Here is a 24,246-nt window from a genome sequence, read left to right as displayed (position 1 = left end):
CCTTCATCCAAGCAAAGACTCCTCCCTATACAGCCTATACAATAGTAGCAGGACAACTTAGCTTGATCCACCTATATCACTGACAGGAGTGAGCTCTAGTGAACATAAGCAAGGATTTCCCCACTTATACTGACTTTAATCCACTTGTTCCGGTAAAATGTATAACCCCTCAAACAGATGGCTGCTTTCATCGTTTTTTCGACACCTCGCCGATCAGCCCTTCCGGGCGTTATGCCGCGTTGCTTCAGCTGCCGCAAGAGCAGCGACTGCCAGAGCCAGGTGTTGCGGCTCATATTGTGCTCGTTGATTTGCATACAGCGGAGGAACGAATCGTCTCTCCAACCTACGGCTGGGAGACACAGCTGGGCGCTAACATCAACTGGGGACCTGACGACGAATTTATTTATTACAACGATGTTGATCCAGAGACGTGGCAAGAGCTGTGTGTACGTCTGAACCCGCATACCGGGGACAAAAAAATAATGAAGGGAAGTATCTACAAAATTTCCCCGGACGGCAAAACGATTATATCCGCATGCACCAAGAGAATGCGACGCACGCAGTATGGCTATGGCATCGTTGTTCCTGACGAGTATGTGCCGCGTAACTATGGCTTCCGGGATGATGACGGTTTATATACTTTGGATACAGCAACCGGCGAGAGAAAGCTGTTAGTCTCCATTCAGGATGTATTCGACCGCGCCGAGCCTGCTATCGATAAGGAAATGTACAAGCATGGCGAATGTTATGGCTTCCATTGCAAATTCAACCCGCAAGGCGATCGTATTTTATTCACCATGAGATGGTTTCATACAGACGATCCGCAGCCATGGAACAAAATCGCAGAGGGTCTCCGGTTCTGGGTTGTCACCATGAATACAGACGGCAGTGACATTCGTGTCGCGGTTGGGCCGGAGCAATGGAAGAAGGGCGGTCATCATATTAACTGGTTCCCTGATGGACAGAGACTCTCGATGAATCTATGTCTGGATGACGACAAGCAATTGTCATTGGTCCAAGTCGATGCGAATGGCTCCAATATAAAGAAGATCATCGACAACATTCCCGGCTCAGGCCACCCCACCGTCCATCCGAATGGACGGCATATAGTGACGGACTCCTATGAGCAAGAGAATGTAGCCTTCGGCGATGGAACGGTGCCTCTGCGCTTCATTGATCTGCAGTCAGGAAGTGAAGCAACAATTGTTCGAATCCCTGTCGCCAACCCGGGAACGAAGGTTACGAATGCGCTTCGGGTTGATCCTCATCCTGCTTGGACTCCAGATTATAAGCATCTTGTATTCAATGGCTTTGTAGGAGGCACCCGCCGGGTATTCATCGCTGACATGTCCAGCTTGGTGGGAACAGACTTCTAATATGCCTGCTATTATTCCAACACTATAACGATAACTCCACTTCACGGTAAATATCCGATTTATTAACTATACTCGAATGATGTCATCTGTATCGGTGCATGTATTGCAACGTTTGCCGCCGACTTCCTTCAGATTCCATCTCACATGGACACCCTTGTCTTGAGCTGTGGCTACTACTGCCTTTGCCATTCGGGACTTGAACTCTAGAGATAGTGCCCATGCTGGGCGCACTAAAAAATGACCGGCACACGCAATTGCGCCGGTCATTTCCGAAGCTCCTTTTAAATTTTTGCGATATTGGTTTAGAGTAATGCAGATCGCAAAATCCAGTCCTGCCAGGAAAAGCCGGATGTAATTCTAATACTAAACGTTCATCAGCTCCAGCTCCAAAACGAAGGGGTGTCCTTAAGTCACATTGGAATTCGGGACATCCCCTTATCACATTACTTATTGATTACTTCTCACTTGATACCGAATGAGGTACCCTCACCTCTACCGAAGCGACCGCTTGGTTTCCTGCCTCATCGATGGCAAGATAAGTAATCGTGTACGTTCTACCCGCCTTTATGCCAGACCGTTCCGCGCGAAGCAGGAACTCCAGATCAAACGTATTCCACTCTACTTCTTGAATATCGTTTGCCTTATCCCCTTCACCCGCGCCATCGTCTGGCTCATTACTAGTAATGGATTGAAGGACGACGTTGACGTTCGAAAGTGAATCATATGCATAAATTTTAGTCGTTACAGGAACCATACGATGGTTCGGCGGCCACAGCACCTCCGCGGATAGATTAATCTCAACCGTTGGGGCTGTCTTATCGATTTGGATGAGCTTGGTTTTCACCTCTTCTTGATTGCCTGCATGATCGACGCTCCAGTATTGCAATGTATGGACCCCTTCGCCTTCAATCAATACTGTCGAACCTGTTGACGGTTTACCTCCATTAATTGAATAATACGTTGCTTCAACACCACTTGCCGCATCCGTTGCGTCCAGCTCTACCTTCACATCAGAATTGGACCAGCCCGCAGGAGCATTATCCGTCGTTACCGGCGCGGTTGAATCATTATCATAAATTGCAATAGCATAATCTGGTGCGTCTACAATATCAAATACTACGCTTCCATTTTGATTGATTGTTACACCGGAATTCACTTCAATTATTCCCTCGGCCCCAAAAGAATATAATTTAGCCACATCATTCGCATATTCCTCACCGAGATTTATATTGAGTTTCGCTTGAAAACCGTATGGTAAAGTGTAAACCCTACCAAGCTTCATATATGTTTCTGCACCTTCTGGGAGCTGTGTCATTCTATCATTAGAAGTAATAGAGAATTTATTAGTTACATCAAAAAGTATATCAGTAGTAATAGCTTTTTCTATTGAAGTGCCATTTACAACCCATGAAGCGTCAACTCCTGAAAACTCACTATCCGTATTAATCAAAAATTCAATATCCTTTCCTTTGATTGTATTAAAAATAAAAGGGGGCATTTTTTCGCATTTGGAAAGATCTATTGTAATTTTTTCACCTTCAGTTGCATTAGCCAATTTTTCTTTTAAATCAATCCATTTACTCGAAAACTTGATTTCATTTGACTCAAGTTCATCAATAATGACATTATTTGCATCTAACGCTTGAATCTTATAATAATATGTTTCTCCATATTCAAGATCCTTTTTATCTACATATTGTTTTGCAGTGGAAGAGTCTATTTTTGTCAATTCTGAATACGTATCATCTTCAGAATCCTTTCTGTAAAGAATATATTTTGTAGCTCCCATTTTCTGAACCATCCAGTTCAGTCTTATAGTCGATTCTTCTGCCGTAGGTTGAAGAATAAATGTGGCGGAGAGTATACCTTTATCATTTCCCTGAATGTTGTAACTCAAGCTATCAACAGCTGAAACTTTAATAGCCTGCTCTGATATACCATCAATGGCATACCCAAATATATTACTTGTTTTAAGGAAAAGTGGCCGTATCTTTTCAGCCATTTTAATTTCTGCCGCATCCTCAATTTGCTCCCACTCCCACTCCTTCTCATTTTTTGCATATGGAGCGAGATTTTCAAAAGCCTTTTTTAAGGATACTCCTTTTGCTGATGTATAATTCCAAAGATCCACATCTGTAAATCTTCCTGCAATCTCAGCAACCTGTACTAAGGGCCACAAACAAGTATTATGGTAATTGACTGACTTGGTTCTTCTAAGTTCATATGGCAAACTTCCGTCTGGCTCAATATAATCCTCAATTCTTTCGACCTTAGCATCTTCAAATAGCTGCACAGCATCCTTATAATTGTTTATAAACAATAAGATGCCTGCTAACTGATAATCATAATTGGAGCCATGATTATTATGCTGTTGTTTTTCTCTTATTCCCATATCACTTCTTGTAAGCCATGATGCATACGCTTTAAACCAGTCTATCATTGAATTGATATCATCCTGAGATATCATGTCCTGTTTTTCAAGCATCTGCAACGCAGTAATAACATTAACAATTGAGGTCCATTCAATAACACCCAGAGGTCTTCCATCTACACCACCCGGGATGCTCTGACCATATTTTATGTGTGGATTCATTTTTGTTTCTTCATCAATAAACCACACCTTAATGACTTCATACGCTTTTTCAAGGTATTTTGGATCCTCCGTAAAATAATAACTAAGGCTTAAATTTCCAATACCCTCAAACATTTGGCTTGTACGAGTAAAATCTGTATCATTTCCTCTGGAAGCAGGATTTAACTGACCATCTTTGGATATCCAGGGAAGTCCATCAGGCTTAGTTGGATCTGGCCAGAAGTATGGCGCAGTACTCATATAATCATGCTTATCTTTACTTGGCGGTAATAGGGTTTTATTAGTTACCGGGTTAAGAGGTGCATTCATAAATTTCTCAGCATCCGTTTGCACTTTATTAAATGCGGCAGCATATGATTCTACACCACTATGCAGGTTTTCTTTAGATTTTTCCATTAAGTCTTCGTTGAAGTATATAAGCTTATCTGTCCTGCTTATATTTTTTTCTTTTTGTTCAGAAATATTAATTATTTCATCTTGCACATTCACCTCAAGATCCAATATGTCCGAGAAAAATGTAAGTGGTACATATACATCACCATCAACTGTTGTTGCTGGTTTCTGGAGTGATATTTCCAGGCTGTTTAAATATCCAAAGGATTCTCCGAGCTTCATTTCAATACTTTTTCGACCAGCTGTAATACGAATCATTTCGGAGGGTTCATCTAGAGTTGATGTATGTCCAAAACCTTTAAGCACCTTATCAAGCGGTGCATACAATACTGTATCTTCCTCAAAAAGTTCACTCCTAGTAAGTTGTATTGCATGATCTGATTTTTCTTCAGCATGTGCTGCAGCTTCAACTAAGCCCAAAGACGCTACTGGTGGTAATATAGCGATAATCATAACCATAAATCCCGCCAATAAACTTAAACCCTCTCTTTTTAGTTTCCTCACATTATTCATTTAATTCCCTCCCACAATAAATTAATGTTATCTCGTTCACTCTCAAGATCTCCACTTTGACAGCATCAGAGGTGCTGGTGTGAATGAAGTCTAGGCGGGAATTCACCTCCTTGTAATTAATTCAAGATTGTAATTTTATTGTCATCAATACACATTTAATGCGGATGCACCTATGGCTGTCGACTGGTAATAGAGATCCTCCGTGATCTGTTGAAAAAACGAACGCCTAACGAAAACCCCTTCAGTGACACCTTTCACCGCCTTTTCGCCCCTGCTTCGTTCTGTTTGTAACGCAGCTAAGCCTCCCCCCCTATGACAAAGCTGTAGGCTTAGTGATGCTTATTACCAAAACAATTCTGTATTGCCCCTCAGCTTGGACAACGCCTCCATAAAGAAGTAGTCTCCATAGATTATAGGCGTATTAATGCCAAGTCCTGCAGGGTAATGGGATGTCCCCTTCACCAACAGCGCTTCCTCTTCTGTATCCCATGCTCCATAATTCTCATAGAGCGATTTCATGATTCGCTCTGCCCACTCCAGATAAAATCGTTTTTCCTGTTCGGGCACAGATCTGCCTATTTCGATCAATCCACTCGCCGCACAAGCTGCAGCCGTAGTGTCTCTCGGCATATTCTCTTCAAGCGGCGCTCTCAGATCCCAGTAAGGGACATGGTCCTCGGGCAGACTGGCGATGAAATAATGTGCTGCTTTCTTCGCTGCCTGCAGATATCTTTGCTCACCTGTATACCGATAAGACAAAGCGAATCCATGAATCGCCCATGACGCGCCTCTCGACCACGCAGAATCAGGCGAATAGCCTTGGCCGCTCATTGCTCCTACTCTTTCCCCGGTGTCAGGATCAAAGCAAACAATATGATGAACAGAGCCGTCTTCACGAATATGCTCTCTCAACACGGTATCCGCATGCTCGATCGCAATATGCTTGAAACGCGGATCGCCTGTTTCTTCGGACGCCCAATAAAGGATAGGAAGATTCATCATGCAATCAATAATGACCCATCCTCGGTTGTCCCTGCCGCCGCCCTGCTGATCATTCCATGCTCGAATGAAGCTGCCCTTCAGATTAAACCGCCCTGCGAGATGACTTGCAGCGGTAAGCGCTCTTCGCTTGGAAGCTTCACTGCTCAGCAGTTTATGCTGTGCCACTGAAGTTAAGCTCCATACAAAGCCTACATCATGATGCAGGACATAGAATCCGTTCAGCACTTCATCAAGCTCGTCTTCTATTGCAACGGCAATCCCCTTCAGTCGCTCATCCTTCGTCTCTCTATATATTTGCCACAGCATACCGGGCCAGAAGCCCTTGGTCCAGAAGCTCTTATTATTATCATAAGTTCCATCAATAGAGAGATGCGGATAGGACACCCCTATACGCCTGCTCGTCCTTTTCACCTTCTCTACTGTCTGTTCCCAGGCGTGATCGAACCAATAACTATCCGCCATTTGAATATCCTCCCCCTGCTAGCCGATGGACTAGCCCTTTAGTGATCCAACCATTACTCCCTTAACAAAATATCGCTGCAAATAAGGATAAACCATTAGAATAGGCAAAGTTGACACCATTATGGTCGCATACTTAATCGTTTCGCCAATTTGGAATAAGTCGTTTCCTGATCCGCCAGCTGTCATCCCCTCTGTCGAGTTTGCTATCAGAATCTCTCTGATGACCAATTGCAACGGATATAAATCTCTGTCACTAATAAAGATTGAAGAATAGAACCATCCATTCCATTTGTCCACGGCATAATAAAGCGTCATGACCGCCATGATGGGCAGGGATAAAGGCAGAATAATACGGAACAAAATAACAAAGTGATTGGCACCATCCATCTTAGCCGCTTCTTCCAGACTATCTGGAATGGATTGAAACGAGGTTCTTAATATAATCAAATTAAACGTGTTAATAGCAAATGGAATAATAGGCGCCCAAAGCGTGTCGAGCAGTCCTACACCCTTCACAACCAGATAAAAGGGAATGAGACCCCCATGAAAGAACATCGTAATGATGATAAAAATCATAATCGGTTTATTCAACATGACATTTTTGCGTGACAGCACGTAAGCTCCCAGCGACGTCATGAATAAATTCAGCATAACCCCAAATACAATGATAAATAATGTATTCTTGTATCCGCTCCATATGGCATCATTGGCAAAAACGCTTTTATACGCCTCAAAATTGACCCCTACCGGCTTCCACAAAATTCCTTTGTGAGCAACGATATATGCTGCATCGCTAATCGATGCAAATGCCACATAGATGAGAGGGTACAAGGTAACGACAACCAAAACCGACAAGACTGCATATAAGCAAATATCAAATGTCCGTTCAAGTCCGGATTTTTTCGTCTTCATGCTGCTCACCCCCCTTACCATAAGCTATTCTCGCTAAATTTTTTGCTCAGACGATTGGCAAGCACCAACAATATCAGATTGACTACAGAATTAAACAAACCAACAGCCGCACTATAGCTCCATCCGAATTCGAGCAAGCCCTTACGATAAACAAAGGATGAGATAACATCCGCAGTATCATAAATCGCAGGATTATACAACAGGATGATCTTCTCGAACCCTACGCTAAGCAAATTGCCAATACGGAGAATGAGCATTATGATAATAGTTGGCAGTATGCCTGGAAGGGATACATTCCATATTTGCCTCAACCTCCCGGCTCCGTCGATTCGGGCCGCTTCAAATTGCTCTTGGTCCACATTCATGAGCGCAGCTAAATAGATAATGGATGTCCATCCCATACCTTGCCATATGTCGGATATGATATAGATGCTCCGAAAGAGCTCTGGCTTCTGAAGCATTGCCTGCCCGTCTCCGCCAAGATAGGTAATAAAGGTATTAATCAAGCCCCCGCTATTCGTAAAATCCTTTATTATTCCACAAATAACGATCAGGGAAATGAAATGAGGCATGTAGGTTACGGATTGTACAATGGATTTAAACCGTTTATTTCGGACCTCATTAATTAACAAAGCGAGAATGATGGGAGCTGGAAATTCAAAGCAAAGGGAGTACAGGCTTAACAATAGCGTATTCTTCAGAATGCGCCAGAAATAATAGCTTTCAAAAAAAGATTGAAAGTGCGTCAAACCCACCCAATCACTTCCTAAGATTCCTTTAATCGGAGAATACTCTTTGAAAGCAATGATAGCTCCATACATCGGACCGTATTGAAAAAGGATATAATACGCAAGAACAGGTATCATCATGATATATAAGTACCTGTTCAGCGCCAAATCCTTCACCAGGCGACTAACAACAAATTCTTTGCTCTTAACAGGTTTCCCAGCATGGCTAGGGGATGCTGAAGGTCTCATTCTCTCGCCCCTTATTTACTTGATTGCCTTTAAGTTAAGCGGTGGTGGCTCAGACTTAGGGAGCTCTAAGCCACCTTTGTACTTATTATCGTGTACTTATTAACGCTTATTGAATCGGTCTAGAGCAGCTTCTTGAATTTCAATCGCTCTGTCAAAGTTAAGCGTTTCCATCTTCTTCATATAGGACTCATAGCTGGATAATGGCTCGCTTCCCAAAATAATTTTGAGCGTCATTTCATTCACAAGTGTATCCACATCTGTCATGATTTTCGCTAACTCTGTACTCTCCTCAGGTGTTGCCGTAATCGGAGGCAACTTGGTTGACTTAGCATCCGTCTTCCAGACCTCAATAGAATCCTTCTGCGATTGCAGCACGTTATATTGTTCGCTGTAGCGTTTATCTTGCACGAAGGGACCAAAATAATTGCCTCTGATATATAGGGACAAGGCTTGGGCAGGAGCCAAATTATCCGGATTTTTCATCATTAAGTCCGTATAAGTAGGATATCCGTTCTCCATAGTGTAGCTGACGCCTTCGATCCCAAAGTTAAAGAGCATATGCCCTTCCTCGCTGTAAGCATAATCAAGCATCTTCACAGCCAGCTCCGGATTTTTGCTTTTCGAGGTAATCGCAGCCGTGCCATTAACAGCGAAAGCATTATCCAGCTGTCCAAATCTCGGAACATCCCCCTTATTCAGGACAGGGTATGGCGCCGGGGCCAATACCGCTCTCGGGTCTTTCTCACTAAGGAGCGGTGTCCACTTTCCTAACTGTGAGCCAGCATTGCCAAGAGATACACCCGTCGCTCCGCTAATGATATTTGCATCCAACGTTTTCTGATCCGTTGTCGCTATGTTCTTGTCTAACAGTCCTTCCGCATACCACTTGCTCATAGTAGCTAGAAAATCCTTGTACCGGGGCTCTGCAGGACCATACTTAATTTGTCCGTTATCCAAATAGAAACCTTGATTGATATCAAATGCTCCAATGATTGCTCCGTTCCCTAGGGCTGCCAGCCTTCCTTCGCTTAGGAACGATAATGGTGCAGTAGCTCCCTTCTTCTCCTTGAACGCCTTCAAAACGGTATACCATTCATCGATTGTAGTTGGCATCTCAAGACCAAGCTCATCCAGCCAATCCTGGCGGATAATGGGTCCTTGGAAGACCAGGAGGGATTCATCTCCGCGAATAAACGGGAATCCGTAATAATTGCCAGTATCTGTCTTCACCAAGCGATCAACCTCTGGATGCTCCTCCAAATATTTTTTCAGATTCGGTGCATGTTGATCAATTAATTCATTTAGACTAATAATGTAGCCATCTTTAATGGCTTTCTCCGGTCCGCCAGGGAAACTAATCCACGAGTATTCAATCACATCGGGCATTTCACCAGAAGCGAGCATAACATTGAGAGCTTCCTTCTGTTGACCCGCCGTAGGTGAAATGAACGTCAACGGAACGCCCGTCCTCTTCTGCCATTCCTGGAAAAATGGAACCTCATCGAGCGAGGATCGGATTCCAGCCAGATTGGAATTAATGCCTGCCCAATACGTAAGATTCTTGTCCGTTTGAATCGGATAGGTCGTCGCCTCGTTCGAATTGTCTTGAGGAGCTGCGCTTTGCGTCGGAGAGTTCGAGCTCTGACCTGTCTCCTCTGAATTGCTGGAGCATGCTGTTGTTACACTGACTAGAATCATGAATACCGCGAGTACTGCAGCCAACAAGCTTGTTTTTGTCTTTCTCACCGTAACCATCAACCTCCCATTTTGTGTCGAGAGCTTTGCAACTCCTCCTCCCGATTATAAAAGCCCATTTTCCACAACGTATATCGATCATTTACGAAATTCCATCTACAAAACTCGATATGCAGCTAATCATTTTTGCAGCTTCATTCACAATTTCAAAAAAACTCATGCTGCGAGCAGCAAACGATCCTGCTGACACACAGCATGAGCACTGAAAAAAGGAAGAACCGTTATATTATCATTATGTTTTCAACTTGTTCTGTTGGCCAAACGGTTGTTTAATTCCATATTCAATGATTCGCACCTTTGTTGCCTCCCCGAGCATTGTCTTCGGGTTTTCTTGCACGAATACAGAGATAATACCATCCTTCTTAAACCTGTCGGCATCGATTCTCAAGCCTTCGGCCAATCCCGGCAGACTGTTATCGGTGTAGATGATATTCCAGTCGGTGTAATTGCTTGCAGCAGTCGCTCTTGCTATTCGTAGTTTGCCTTGCCCAAATTTTCGATCTTCAATTTTGGTATACGTATAGCTTTTCGAAATATATACAAAATACGCATCGCCATTATCCGCTAACAACACTGGCGAATTTGAGCCCTGAGCATGTAAATTAGTCTTGTTGACATTGCCGTTTTCATCTATCCAATAATGGAAGTATCTCCTTACAACTTCATTGGATGCGGCTGCATCGGGAGTATCGTCTGGCATATGCTGTGACATAAAGTGAATTCTTCCTGCGGCATCAGCATCTGCCGTATTAAAGTTAGAATTGACAAGTCCTCGTCTCTGGGGAATTGGCGATACTATGATGCCCGGCGATTCAACGGTTGCATAGGTTGAACCTGTCTGCGAGACGACAGTTCCACTAATGTTCTTCCAAGTAAGACCATGATTATCGCTATACATATAATTAATATCATGATTGGACATCGCATCTGGCGTCTCTCTCCATATAAAGGGCATATGCAAGCGCCCATTCTGGTCAAAAACAAACCCTAATGGATAATTGCCGCGCTGTGTGCTTGTACCCGTGTAAGAGCCTACATAAGTCCCTGAGCTATGAATCATTTTCCCGTTAAGTGTCCACCCGTGCGATGCTGAATCATAAGTCGCCAGAAATCTCCACCCATTGCCGGAGCCTCTTGTGCGATACATAAAGAGCAGGTTGCCATTGGGTGCTTGAACGAATGTGGGATAGGACAGATCGGTTATCGTGTTCCCCGATAATTGATTGGTAACCGGGCCGAAGAGTGAGGAGCTCCACTGAACCTGAGCCGGGTTATTTGCAATACCTTGCTGGGAAGAGCGATAGTGCAAATCATTGGCATGGTGATCAAAGGTCAGATGAATAACGCCATCTGAGGAAATGCCGAGAGTTGCATAATTATGCGTATCAATGGACGTAAACAAATAATCCGTTAATTCAGCAATCTCCCAGGCTTCGCTGCCGCTTGCTCTTCGAGCTACGCATACATGCCTATCGCTATTGTAATAGACCGTGTATTGATAACCGTTATACGTAACAATTGAGCCTCCTGATACATTGGGAAAGAAACCAAACTTGACATCAGCAAAGGTTAATCCATCTTGTGCAAGAATTGTGTCTGATAGCTTTTTAACTTTTGTATGAGCAGTTGCGGGATGCTCTAGGATGAGCTCTGGTTTATTGCTTCCCGATTCCATAGAGTCATAGTTTACATTGAGATCATTTTCCGACGTAAGCAGGAATGCTATAATCTTATCAGTTGCACTGGAAAGCTCTGAATTGACATAATCCGTAACATCATATTCATAGTACGTGCCTGCCGCAGTAATAATTTGGCGATCCAGCAGGTATCCGCCCTCAATATTGGTCGTAATATCCTGTATACTGGGATACAGATTGGAAGCCACATCATGATACGGCGACCCGTTGCTCCACGTCATGGTGCCGGCATCCCAGACTTCATTCGCAATACCGAATATATTGTTGATGATGCTTCCAGTAGTTTTAGACCGCACAAATAGCCTTAGAGTCGCTTTGTTAGCTACATCGCTCTTATACGATGACAAATTATATTTTAAATAGCCAATTCTGCCTGTTGAGGAGCTGTTGTCTTTGACTCCAATTTCATTCGCAAGTCTGTAATTTTCATTTGAATCTGCGCCATTTCGAATATAGGTATCTTCAATGGGGTAGTGCTTAGAAATGGGATCGTGCTTAGTATTAGATGCCATAGCCTCGGAACCGTTGATCCAAAACAATGTACTGATGATTAGGCTGAGAACAATACCACTGCAGATGCTCTTTTTTACCACTGCATCAACCATCCTCTCACTTGTTTTATCCTTCACTTACCTTCAACAGCTACTTACCCTCCCTTCTTGTGCCCTATCCTACAGACAAAGAGCCCGCGTGTATATCGACAATTCCTCAAATGTCACTTACAATTTTCCAACTGAACAATTAGGGAAGAGAATGGCTTATGACTGCTTCACCTCATTAAGAAATCCCTATACTTTCCCGGAGTAATCCCCTCATATTTTTTAAAGATGCGTATAAAAGTGTTCGCTTCTGTATAGCCAACCTTCTCCGCAACTTCTTTAATGCCCATCTGTTGGTCCTCGATCAGTTTTTTGGCTTGCTGAACACGATATTTGTTCAGATATTCAAGTAATCCGTCCCCTGTATGCTGCTTGAACAGCTTTGATACGTAAGTCGGACTCATCTGTACGAGCTCACCAATCATAGCTACATTCAGATTGGCATCGCTCACATTTGCTTCAATGTAACTCATTACATCATGAACAAGATCCTGGACTGCACGCTGCCGGCTCTCGGTAATTTGGCTTTCACGCTTCTCAAATGTATACTCGCAAACCTTACTCACCCATATTATGAGCTGTTCCTGCATATCCTGAACGGTCTGACTGTGCATTAATTGTTCAATGATACTTGCTGTGTTCCCTTCTAGCTCTTCAACGAAGTCAGTCTCATTCATTGTTTTCAACAAGGTGCTGGCAAGGTCAAACATTAGACATTTAACGATAGGAAGCGATTGAATGTGATGGGTGAAGTTCTGTTCTATAATGTCAACTAACGATTGAACAGCCAGCTCCTTATTGCCTGTTTTTACCGCGTTGATAAGCTTCTGCTCAATCACAAGTGGATAATAATAGGTCCTATTCTGATTCGCCCGCGGTTCATATCGAATCTTGTCATACCGTATGATTTCCCTTCTCCCCATCACCAGCTTATACTCCATTGCATCTAGTGCATGCAGGTAAGCTTGATGAATACCAGTCAACGAGCTATGAATTGTGCTGATCGATATTGTCAAGTTAATCTGGTACGACTGATGCAAGAAGCTTTGCGCCTCCTGTGCTAATTGCATCAGATCGTTCATATTGTGCTCGACTTCGGACGAATGGAGATTGATCAGGCATGCGAATACATCGTCTATTTCGACCACGAATCCCTTATGCTTTTGCTTGGCCAATTCCTCCACGACATTGGATATAATAAATTGAAGCATCTGCTGCTGCTCGGTTGGCTTCAGCCATTCGACTCTTTGGTAGAAGTCATCGGCGTCCTCCACAAGCAGCAGCATGACCGCAAACTCTTCACTTATGAAGCTAATATCATGAGCCGCTGCGGTATCCTCCATCTGCAGCCTGGAGTCCAGCTTGCCCTTGAGCAATCTGGAGATGAAATAGGAACGAAGCACGTGATGATTCTGCTTCATATCGACCAACATTTCGTCCATCTTCAGATACGTCTGATTCAATGAATGTTCAATATAAGCAAATTCATTCCCTTCGCGTTGAAGAGCGGAGCCCCCTGCTTTCTCCGTTACCTTGTGGAGTAGGCGACGAATGGGTCCGTAATTTTTCCGCAAGAGCAGCAAAGACAGGATAACCCCGACTAATATACTTGCCAGCAGACTCAAATAAGTTAAGCTTCGTACCTTTTCTGCTTTTTCCCACAATACTTGACTCGGTACAATGGAAATGAATTTGGTTTGAGTAGCTGGTGACTGAAGGTAGATGACCTCAAACCTCTGCCCTTCCGACTCGAAGCTGACATAGCCTGATGGAGATGATAGTTGCTCTAGCTTCAGTACCTCCAGCAGCTCCTCGGAAGCTTCATCACTGGAAACCAATAGTTCATTGTTCGGATTAACAATGAATACTTTGCCTTCGTTGAATAACTGAACCTTGTGAATGACTGACAAAATTCGTGCTTGATCAATCATCACAACACTCATACCGGCTGGCCCTCTAGTGCGGGCACTCTCAAAGCTTTGCACGAAAGCAATTGCCGGTTTATCTCCTAATCTCGGCATGGAAATTAAGCCCTGATTTACTTTATCTTGCATGCTTCCAATCCATGCTTCATAGGAGTACGTCTCATTCATATGAACAAATTGATAAGCCATTAACGGTTCATTCACAACCCCGGGAAACACCACCGTCGGATAGGGGGTTGAGAGATAAATATAGAACTGGTCGATATCTACATAAGTGGACTTGTATTGTGATAAGTTTTGGGCAAGCAAAAACAAATCATAGCTGAAGCCCCCTTGCGAGACATCTTGATTCGTGTATCTCAATAGGTTCTGAATGTTCTGATCCCAAGCGATCTGATGGCTCAAACGCTTCATACTTTCCAAATCATTGTCGACAGCCTCTTGCAGCTGCATCAACAAAGAAGAATAGGCCATTCTTGTTTCATTCTTTAAGGACCTCGAATATTCCTGATATACGAATACACTGATGACCATCGGCAATAATAGTACGATGACATAGGAAAGAAACCAGGTTATAGTCACGCTTTGGATGCGTTTTCTTCTCATTCAGCACTCTCTCCTCAAGAGGATCATTCAATTCTCATGGCCTAGAAACGAACTAGAAGAAAAGCCCGCAATCAATGAATGAAGCGGGCCAGTCGTGCAGTACGATTTAAGTAACAGTTTGCATCTCATTTGACTACTTATTTAACCTCTCATGGATATACATTGCATCTCTCGTTAAACGTTGTGCTACGATAGTCTCAATCGTTTTTCCAGATTGAGCAGCTACTTGATTAACAAATGAATTCAGCAGGTGTGAAACTGTTTGCTTATGACCCCGTGAGTATACCGTTTGAGCGAATCTCAGCTTAACGAGTAGACTGTTCTTCATATGGACTGCGATATGACCTTGATCGACTTCGCGTTCAACATGATTCATTAACGTATTTATATCGGTTGTTAGCTGAAAGGACAGGGTATGAATGGACGGATTCCCCGCTTCATCGATTGCGGTTACCTTCAATACGTGTTCACCAAGAGGCAGATCCCACAATGGAAGGTTTTCGTTATATGGAAATTCTGCTTCATCTATTGTCATTGAGACAGAAGCAACGCCACTGTCTGCATCTGACACATCGACGTATAAAATTTCAGAGTTGAGCACGATTTCGTTCGGCGAAACAGACAATTGAATGACTGGCGGTGTACGGTCAACAGCCTCAAAAGAAAGTACCAGGACAGAGTCGGACGTTGTATTCACTGTAAGCTCGTAATGATCCCCTTTATCAATAAGTGTTCCCTCATACTCTTTGAGAGTTAAGGAATCCTTCATCATGCCTTCATATGTCTCGTAATTATTGACAATTACATCATTGGCTTCTGGAGTGCTGCCCCCCATTGTTGCAGGATCGGATATGACACCCGGCTTTTGCGTTTTCAACTGAAGTGTCCCAGCATTCCCAAAGTCCGTCTTGAGCCGATGATACACATCTGTTTCATCTGATAGGAGCGTATAGGTTATATTGGACTGATCAGACAAGTTCGGAGCAATCGATTTCGGAATGTAGACGGTCACATCTCCCGTTACCTTATTCGTTCTTTTCATATTAAAGGAAGAGACCATAAGCATATCCATACCGCTGTTGGCACCGAAGAAACCAACGGCCTTGTATTTCTGATTGACTATGTCAGTAGACTCGGGAATGCGAGTGTGGAGTTCATAAGTATGCGCACCTTCAGCGTAATTTAAGATACTAAACAACCAAAAAAGCGATGAAAGGAAGGTATAATTGTTATCGTCGATCCATACATCCTCGGTCGTATTCCAATGATAGATTTGCTTGAGTCCTACATCCAACAGATTCATTAGGAAGTGGAAATTTCCAGCTGCCCCTCTTGCGCCTTGCTCTCTGGTCGGAAGTCCAAATTCATTGCTCCAGAACCAGCCGTATTCGTGGATCTCAAAGGGTAATTGCTCCCCATCGGCAGCATGCTGCCTCACCATTTGAACCGTATTTTTTAATTTTTCTGCTTCCAGATCAGGATCTTTGTTAACGCCGCCCGAATAGGTGGAGGCTGCGATCCAATCGAATTTGAGACCGTTTTCCTTTGCATAAGAAGCAACAGTAGATAGGTGTTCCCCAAACTCTCCAAAACCGTTGTATGCGCCGAACCCCGCTCCTGGAAGCACTTTGGTAATTCCTTTTTCCGTAGCCTCATAGTATGCAAGAAATTGCTCCATACTTCCCGTAAATCTCTTGTGATCATTGCCTTCTGTTGCCACCCTGAACGACCATGTATTCACTAGGTCATAGCCATACAACCGAACCAACTCACGACACAACGCTTCAATGAAGTCCTCCCACTCCTGCAAATCTCTTGGGGGCGCATTCTGTCCATAGACACTTACACTCGGAACCTCAGGGAACGCATAAGGTATATTGTCAATCACGATGCGAGGTCTTGTATAACCATGTTGGATGTAGGGGTCCAGTCTAATTTTCACATAATTCTGATCATCAGATACTCCCTCTCCAAATCTGTACTGAATGTTGCCTTCTTCATCGCGGTATGCGAGATCATATTGAGCTACACCTTCTACACCAAGATTGGTACCATAATAATTTCTGCCAGTCGGACTCCAGCCTCCCAAGAAACGTACGATATTTATATGATCTCCAAAAATCGCTTCTTTCTCATACGGACGATTGTTGTATTGGAACGTCACGTCTTCATCACTTGCAAATGTCTTAAAAGCTCTGAGAGGTGCGCCCAAGTGCTCACCCAGCGCTGGATGATATCTCCAAAACGGAATGAGTGTGCCCAAATCCTTCTTAATCCCGGTGTAAGCCGATGCTTCTTCCTCCGAGGCTGCTCCTATCGGCTGTAAACCTGCGCCGGTTAATAGAATCGCTGCCACTAGCCATCCCGCAACTGCTAATCTTAATATCTTCAAGCTATAACACCATCCTTTATTTTAAGATCAAACGTTTTAGGCTGCTGTATCTCTTTTAAGGCTACTCAAATGCCAACACCGTCTCTATACTCTCCTGATAGCCTATACGAATAGCTTTTGCACGAAGCTGTACAACGTCTTCGGGTATTCGAATGGCGCCTGTATACAAGCTCCACTGAGGTGAATTGTCATCGAGCTTATAGGCAATAGATGCTCCTTGCGTGCTGCAATGGATTTGAACAAGTGCCGGCCGACTAACTGTTCCACTCTCAATAAGCTCTGAAGCGCATATCCCTCCATCCACAGTTACAAATCGCGGTTTGGCAGTTTGCGGCTGCTTGCCGGAGGGCCACATCTGTGCGACCATTTCCGTCTCTGGCACCTCGCCAAGACGATCGTATTTCATTCTCCATTGCTCCAAGGCCTCTCTCATACGTCGAAGCACCTCTGAATACTCCGGCTTGCCGGCCAGATTGTGCTGCTCGTAGGGATCAGCTTCACAGTCGTACAGCTCTTCGGCAGGTCTGCCATTCCCAACAAACTGTGCAGCCAAGCCCTCCAGCTTCCCTTCCTCATGCAATCGCCACAGTTCTCTCTGGATCGGATGCTGATTCAGAAACGGAATCCATAGCTGATAAGACTGGTTAGGATAATAGTTCCGAATATATTTGTATTGCTTATCACGAACCGCTCTCACCATATCATAGGATTCATCGTAACGATCGCGTGTAGCATAAATGTATCCTCTTTCTTCGCCCTCATGGAGAAAGCTCTTTCCTTGCAAGTGAGCAGGTATCTGGAGGTTAGCAAGCTCTAATACAGTCGGGGCCAAATCGATCAAGCTCACTAGTCGTTCATTGACAGTCCCCGGTTGGATTTGACCCGGCCAGCGAACGATAAGCGGTACCCGAATGCCCGCATCATATGTCCACCGCTTTGCTCTGGGAAGCCCTTCGCCGTGATCGCTCCATAACATGACTATCGTATTCTCTGATAGGCCATCCTCTTCAAGCTGCTGCAACAGAGTACCAACGTAGTCGTCTGCTAATGATAGATTGTCATAATGCCGAGCTATAGCTTTACGTACAAGCGGGGTATCCGGCAAATATGGCGGAAGCACGACTTCATCCGGATTCGTCTTAATTTCTTCCGTTTCCTGAGGCCACATCTTGCTCTCATGCGTGACGGTCGTATTAAACACCGCAAAAAAAGGCTGGTTGGCTCCGCGATTTCGCCAATGTCCATCTGGTCCACATTCATCCCATGCCGTAACAGGAGGTTTAAACTGATAATCGGTTTTTAGATTGTTCGTACAATAATAGCCCTGTGCCCTTAAGTATTCCGAGAATACTTTGACATAAGAAGGCGGAACAATTTCATAAGGCGTAGGTAATTCAGGGGTATCCTGGTTCGTATGAGTGGTCCGCATATGCTGTCCGCCTATATAGGTGGAATACATCCCCGTAATAACCGCACAACGGCTGGGCGCACAAACGCCGGCAGTAGCAAACGTATTAGGATAGCGGCAGCCCTCCCTTGAGAGCTGATCGATATGAGGCGTTCGGGCAACCGCATCTCCGTAACAGCCAAACCTTGGACTCGTATCTTCTAACGAAATCCACAGGATATTTAATGATTTTTGGTTCATTTCACTTCACTCCATACGTAGAAATTATATTTTTAAATGTGATTATTCAGCTTTTTTCCAGCGGTCGTATGCCCTCTGATATATCTCGACATACTCGTCTACATTCAGTTTCTTCAAGGTCGCTAAGTATTCATCCCAATTTTCAAGCTTTTCTTTACCTAGAACAAACTTTGCTTCCATCTGAGAGATGTAAATCAGCAGATCATTTTTCAGAATATTGATCCTGTTCTCCTCTTCTTCTGTTAGAAAGAGCAATGGCATCGGGGATTTAGCGAAGGCTGTAAGTTTTTCCGCCTGTTCATTTAGAATCGCAGCAAGTACATCCGACTGCTTATCGTTCAACTCCTTGCTTTTTAGAAGTGGAATTGGCGTACCTACATCCGGTGTGTTTTTTGCACGAAATTCATTTGCTTTCATACCTTCCGGAACAAGACGGTCCCATACGGTTTTACTCTCATCTCTCCATTTCCAAGCTTCGCCCTCAATTCCTTGATTGCCGAGCATGAAACCCTCTGAGGTGTACAAATAATCGACCCACCGTATGGTTGCCTCAGGGTATTTGTTCTTTTGGGTAATAGCAAAGGTTCCTGTTACAATATGGGGATTCGGGCTAAACAGCTTTTTATCATTTATTGGACTTGTTAACGGCAGCACCAAGGGGTATTTAGCATTGGCTTCCACATTTGCAACATCAACGTTGTAAATTAAAAAAGGCGCAGCTTGAAACGTCATGCCAATCCGATCTTCCTGTCCTTTTGCCTTCAGCTGCTGATCGGTATGTGTGAATATTTCGGCATCAAGAAGATTTTCGGCATGCAATTTATTCATATATGTAAGGAACTGTCTGTAGGAATCCGACAAAAATACCGCGCTGACCTTATCTCCCTCAACCTGCAAACGCGATTGGTTATAACGATCCTCCAGCAGGCCAAATGCCGGCATCAGGTAGGCTCTGGCATCATGCAAAGAATCGCCTTTAACATTGTTAAAACTCAAAGGAAGCTCATCCTTCTTCCCATTCCTATTCGGATCTTCATCTCGAAAACGCTTAAGCAGCTCCAATAGCTCATCTGTTGTTTCTGGAAGCTTCGGATTCCCCAGCGCCTCCATCCACTCCGCGTTCAGATACGTTCGAAGAGACATAATATCCCGGGAAATATTCGAAACTTGAGGTAATGCGTAGATATGACCGTCCGGCGCTGTAATTGCTTTACGTATAGAAGGATCCTTGTCAAGTAAAGCCTTGAGATGAGGCGCATACTTATCAATTAAATCCTCAAGAGGAATAAGCAAACCCTGTTTGCCATAGTTGAACTGGTCAAAGGAGGATAACTTCCCACCAAAAAATACATCCGGCAAATTTCCGCTCGCAAATGTTAAGTTTTTCTTTTCTTGATATGCACTATCATCAGGTGTCTCAAACTCAAAATGAATATTCGTCATTCGTTCCATTTCTTCAAAAAACATCATCTGATCCCATGGGCCTTGCAGGGGCGACTTTGATCCCATGAGCTTCAAGGTTATCTTCTCGTTTACAATTGGATAAGCAGAAGCATTGAAATTTTGTATCGCTTTGCTGTTGTCACTCTGTTGCGGAGTGCTGTCGGTTGAGCATGCGGACAACATACTAAACAAGATTAGAATAGATAGTACGATCGTCATCTTTTTCATATGCAATGAACGCCCCCTTGTCTCGAAATGGATAATAACTCACTAAATTAAGCGCTTACACAACAGGTGGTTGAACTCCACTTTTATTGCAGCCGACAACAGCAGCAACAAAAGTGGAGCTTCCCAGCATTATTTTTTACTATATTCCATGGTTAACTTGCAGGACAGCCGTACATTACAGCCTTAGTTCGTAGCTATCCAGCGATCATACGCCTTCTGATAGATCTCCACATATTCATCTACATTCATTTTCTTAAGCGTAGACACATAAGCATCCCAGTTATCAAAGCTCTCTTTGCCAAGTACAAACTTTGCTTCCATTTGTGCGATGTAGTTCATCAGATCGTTTTTCAGAATATTTGCCCGGCTCTCCTCTTCCTCCGACAGGAACAACAGAGGCATAGCTTCTTTGGCGTATTGCGACAATTCATCCGCCTGCTTATTGAGAATATTGTTGACCAAGTCATTTTGTTTATAATTAAGCTCCATGCTTTTCAGAAGCGGGATCGTTGAGCCAATATCAGGTGTGTTCTGAGCGCGGAACTCCTCCTTGTTCATACCCTCTGGCGTAATTCTTTCCCACTCGTTTTTATTATCGTCCTTCCACTTCCAGGCCTCGCCTTCAATTCCTTGATTGCCTAGCATAAAGCCCTCTGTCGTATACAAGTAGTCTACCCATCTCATCGTTGCTTCTGGATGTGGATTATTTTTGGTAATAGCAAAGGTGCCGATTGTAATATTAGGACGCGGGGTGAACAGCTTCTCACTGTTCATAGCACTCGTTAACGGCATCACTAATGGATATTTTTCATTATCCTCAGGCTTTTCAACCTTGAATACGGAGAACGGCGCAGCGTGCATGGTCATTCCGATCAAGCCCTCTTGCCCTTTGGCCTTCAGCTGCTGATCCGTGTGAGTGAATATCTCTGGGTCAAGAAGCTTCTCATCATGCAAGGTCTTCATATACTTCAAGAATTCTTTGTAGCCCTCAGACATGAATACGGCACTAACCTTGTCTCCGGACACCTGCAAGCGGGATTGATTCGGTCTATCCTCAAGCACACCAAAGGCAGGCATGATATACGTTCTAGGAATATTCAAGGAATCATTCTTCACATTAAGGAAGGATAACGGAAGCTCATCCTGCTTCCCGTTCTTGTTCGGATCTTCGTCACGGAAACGCTTTAACAGCTCTAATAGCTCGTCCGTCGTTTGCGCAACCTGCGGATTGCCCAGCGCTTCCATCCACTCTGCGTTCAGATAGGTTCGGAAGAACATCATATCACGAATGATATCTGAGACTTGAGGCAACGCATAGATATGACCGTCTGGTGCTGTAATGGCTCGACGGATGGCAGGATTTTTATCCATCAATGCTTTGAAATTCGGTGCATACTGGTCAATCAAATCTTCAAGAGGTATAAGGAGACCCTGTTTACCATAATTGATCTGATCAAAGGTTGTCAGAGAGCCCGCAAAAAATACATCAGGCAAGTTATCGCTGGCAAAGGTCAAATTTTTCTTTTCTTGAAACACCTTGTTGTCCGGAGTATCGAACTCAAAATGAATGTTTGTTAACCTTTCCATTTCCTCGAAAAACATCATCTGATCCCAAGGACCCTGATTGGCCGCCTTCGCTCCCATTAACTTAAGCGTCACTTTCTCATTCACAACAGGGAAACCGGTCGCATTAAAGTTTTGAGGAACTGCAGCATTCTCGGAGTTGTTCTCTTCGGATTCCTTGGTCGAACAGGCAGCAATCATGCTCATCATCATTGAGACAGCTACCACTAATACCAACATCTTTTTCTTCATGTTGTAACACTCCCCTTTCGTTTTTTCCACAAGAAGTTCAGCAGGTAACGCTTTCACTATAACCCTTTATGACGCTATTTCGAAATAACTGGTTTTCAGCCCATACTCCAATCATGCACATCGCTCAGACACACAGAATAGAGCCCCGAATACCGCATGAGAGAAGCCTAATACTCCTTTCATGCAGCGTATTCGTATCCAATCATAGCTTGGCTAATTTCTCTATAATCCTTCCATCATGCAGATGGACAACTGCTCTCCACTCCTCCTTCTCAGAGCTCATTTCTACTGCGCCCATCTCCCAGTTTTTCTTATGATTCACAGCATGGACACTATCATAGCTTGTGAAATACAGCTCCCCATTTCGGTAGAAGTCCACATAATTGATTTTCTCAGGATACAAGCTCGCTAACCGAATCCAACGTTTTCCTTCATAGGACATATCCGCCTCAAAGCCTTGTAGATAAAACTGTTCATCCTCTGGAATTGGAGGCCTGTCAATACCTAATTCTGCTGCCATACGCTCAGCAAAAAACTGATCCTCACCAGGTGTAATCGTCCAATCGGCAGGTACTTCCTGTTTCGTAATATTATTGTAATACCCCCAGGATGTATAGGTGCGAAAAGCCACATCCATCTTACTGATGTCCGGCGAATCCTCGTTGCATACAACCGGCTTTCCGGGTGCCCATGCCTTCACTTGCTGAATATGATTATAAAAGTGTTGACGGGTTAGCCAGTTGCCGTGAATGAGTATAACGTCACTTTCCTTGCAAACCTCTTCATTAATATATCTTCCCAGGCCGCTGCAGCCTATAGGCATCCCCCCGGATTCCGAACGGGCGATCTCCATCAAGGCGATCATTCCCTCGCTCGATGCAATCAATGGATGGTCACGCGCAATATTATGCTCATTGCAAACTTCAATGATGACATTGGTATAAGCGCCTTCCTTCAAGAAGCGAGATGCTGCCCTAACAGCATTCAACACCACTTTGCCATCCTTCAGTCGTCCGGTCTGCCCAGTATAGAAGTAGCTGACAATAACGACCATGCCCCATTCATCAGCCGCTCTGATCAGACGGTCCATTCGATCCGCGTAAGCCGGATCAATGCTAGTGCCGTCCTCGGAGAATGGATTATTATCGATCGTTGAATTCTGTAAGGTAAAGCATGGACCCCCGCCCTGAAAACAAACGGTAAATGCTCGAAGTCCTGCCCGATACCATTCAGGCAATGCTGCAATAAGATCATTCGTATTCTGATCCGGATCGAACCTGCGTCCAAAACGATGGAATCGATTGGGGTCTTGCTTGTCATCGAATATACCTTGAACAAATCTCGCATTCATTAATAAGCCATGAACATGAGAAGGACTGCCTTCAATCTCCGAATATGTTTTTCTTCCATTAATAACAAACTGTTCGCCCTCGATTGTTAATACTGTCTTGTCCATGGTTCTCTCCTCATTTCACGCTGCAAAGTCACTGACACCTGTTAAAATTTGATCCGAAACAAATCGTTTTGATTAACCTCGAATTTTCTTTCATATCCAGGAATACAAGGAATGCTTGCAGGCGGATCCTGGAGCAGCAAGAGTGCGTCACGCTCTGGCGGGAGCTGCTGCGGCTCATAACGTTTCCAATCATCCCCGTCAATCATCGTCGTGCATTGATCCGCTCTCAGTTGCTCAAGCAACTGGCGTTTCATTCGTTCCGCTTGATCCTTGTACAGAGGATTGTTAAAGAAGTTGTGCGTTTCTTCCGGATCAACCTGCAAGTCGAACAACCATTCCTTATTGTCCGGCGCTGAGTAGATATATTTGTATCGTTCCGTAACGGCCATATATACACCGAATTCATTCCGGTTATATTGACCCATCGTTAATTCTCTCTGCTGCTTGCCCTCAG

General features: G+C 44.0%; 14 protein-coding genes. 1 reads left to right on the top strand and 13 read right to left on the bottom strand.

Going from position 1 to position 24,246, the window contains the following annotated elements; all coding sequences use genetic code 11:
• Positions 1-98: 98 nt before the first annotated feature.
• On the top strand, positions 99-1,376 hold the full coding sequence (locus tag NQZ67_RS12580; RefSeq protein ID WP_257445976.1) for a TolB family protein: 1,278 nt from the start codon (positions 99-101) through the stop codon (positions 1,374-1,376).
• A gap of 454 nt (positions 1,377-1,830) precedes the next feature.
• On the opposite strand, the gene NQZ67_RS12575 is transcribed toward NQZ67_RS12580, so the two are convergent.
• From NQZ67_RS12575 to NQZ67_RS12515, 13 genes are all read right to left on the bottom strand, one after another.
• On the bottom strand, positions 1,831-4,875 hold the full coding sequence (locus NQZ67_RS12575; protein ID WP_257445974.1) for an alginate lyase family protein: 3,045 nt from the start codon (positions 4,873-4,875) through the stop codon (positions 1,831-1,833).
• Positions 4,876-5,217: 342 nt separating this feature from the next.
• Entirely contained in the window at positions 5,218-6,339 is a 1,122-nt protein-coding gene (locus NQZ67_RS12570; RefSeq protein WP_257445972.1) for a glycoside hydrolase family 88 protein, read from the bottom strand.
• Positions 6,340-6,369: 30 nt separating this feature from the next.
• On the bottom strand, positions 6,370-7,251 hold the full coding sequence (locus NQZ67_RS12565; protein WP_257445971.1) for a carbohydrate ABC transporter permease: 882 nt from the start codon (positions 7,249-7,251) through the stop codon (positions 6,370-6,372).
• 14 nt (positions 7,252-7,265) lie between these two features.
• A complete protein-coding gene (locus NQZ67_RS12560; RefSeq protein WP_371825301.1) occupies positions 7,266-8,120 on the bottom strand; it encodes an ABC transporter permease in 855 nt (284 codons plus the stop codon).
• A 207-nt stretch (positions 8,121-8,327) separates the two neighbouring features.
• The gene (locus NQZ67_RS12555) at positions 8,328-9,983 is read right to left on the bottom strand and encodes an extracellular solute-binding protein (RefSeq protein ID WP_371825297.1); all 1,656 of its coding nucleotides are present in this window, start codon (positions 9,981-9,983) and stop codon (positions 8,328-8,330) included.
• Between the two features lie 232 nt (positions 9,984-10,215).
• Entirely contained in the window at positions 10,216-12,273 is a 2,058-nt protein-coding gene (locus NQZ67_RS12550) for a BNR-4 repeat-containing protein (protein ID WP_257445965.1), read from the bottom strand.
• 176 nt (positions 12,274-12,449) lie between these two features.
• Positions 12,450-14,810 carry a helix-turn-helix domain-containing protein gene (locus tag NQZ67_RS12545; RefSeq protein WP_257445963.1) on the bottom strand — a complete coding sequence of 787 codons (2,361 nt, stop codon included), beginning with the start codon at positions 14,808-14,810 and terminating at the stop codon, positions 12,450-12,452.
• 133 nt (positions 14,811-14,943) lie between these two features.
• Positions 14,944-17,202, bottom strand: a complete 2,259-nt coding sequence (locus NQZ67_RS12540; RefSeq protein WP_257445962.1) for a GH39 family glycosyl hydrolase — start codon at positions 17,200-17,202, stop codon at positions 14,944-14,946.
• A 61-nt stretch (positions 17,203-17,263) separates the two neighbouring features.
• Complete coding sequence (locus NQZ67_RS12535) at positions 17,264-18,850, bottom strand: sulfatase family protein (RefSeq protein ID WP_257445960.1); 1,587 nt, start codon at positions 18,848-18,850, stop codon at positions 17,264-17,266.
• Positions 18,851-18,892: 42 nt separating this feature from the next.
• Positions 18,893-20,521, bottom strand: coding sequence for an extracellular solute-binding protein (locus tag NQZ67_RS12530; RefSeq protein ID WP_257445958.1), 1,629 nt, complete (start codon positions 20,519-20,521; stop codon positions 18,893-18,895).
• A gap of 183 nt (positions 20,522-20,704) precedes the next feature.
• Positions 20,705-22,336, bottom strand: coding sequence for an extracellular solute-binding protein (locus tag NQZ67_RS12525; RefSeq protein WP_257445955.1), 1,632 nt, complete (start codon positions 22,334-22,336; stop codon positions 20,705-20,707).
• Positions 22,337-22,538: 202 nt separating this feature from the next.
• Complete coding sequence (locus NQZ67_RS12520; RefSeq protein WP_257445952.1) at positions 22,539-23,792, bottom strand: hypothetical protein; 1,254 nt, start codon at positions 23,790-23,792, stop codon at positions 22,539-22,541.
• Positions 23,793-23,833: 41 nt separating this feature from the next.
• Positions 23,834-24,246 (bottom strand): sulfatase/phosphatase domain-containing protein (locus tag NQZ67_RS12515; protein WP_257445950.1); only part of this gene is annotated, 413 nt, incomplete at its 5' end.

Origin of the sequence: Paenibacillus soyae, assembly GCF_024623455.1 — a bacterium.
Taxonomy (GTDB): domain Bacteria; phylum Bacillota; class Bacilli; order Paenibacillales; family Paenibacillaceae; genus Pristimantibacillus; species Pristimantibacillus soyae.
The sequence above is the reverse complement of the archived record's forward strand: the minus strand, read 5'-3'. Positions and strand labels throughout refer to the sequence as shown.